We start from the raw sequence: 206 nt of genomic DNA, 5'->3' as shown, positions 1-206 counted from the left end.
GCGAACCGGTTGGCCCGGTACCTGGTGGGTGAGGGTGTGCTTCCGGGGCGGTTGGTGGGGGTGTACCTGCCTCGGGGTCCCGAGATGGTGGTGGCGTTGTTGGCGGTGTTGAAGGCCGGTGCGGGTTACACGTTGTTGGATCCGGCCTTCCCCTCGGCGCGGTTGGAGTCCGTGGTCGCCTCGGCCGGCATCACCACCGTGCTCTC

1 protein-coding gene is annotated in these 206 nt (G+C 68.4%); it reads left to right on the top strand.

Annotation, left to right across the window (positions count from 1 at the left end; translation table 11 throughout):
- The coding region (locus DSY14_RS28585; RefSeq protein ID WP_211719665.1) for an AMP-binding protein at nt 1-206 on the top strand (206 nt) is incomplete at both ends.

Source organism: Nocardiopsis sp. MG754419 (assembly GCF_018207095.1).
Classification (GTDB): domain Bacteria; phylum Actinomycetota; class Actinomycetes; order Streptosporangiales; family Streptosporangiaceae; genus Nocardiopsis.
The sequence above is the reverse complement of the archived record's forward strand: the minus strand, read 5'-3'. Positions and strand labels throughout refer to the sequence as shown.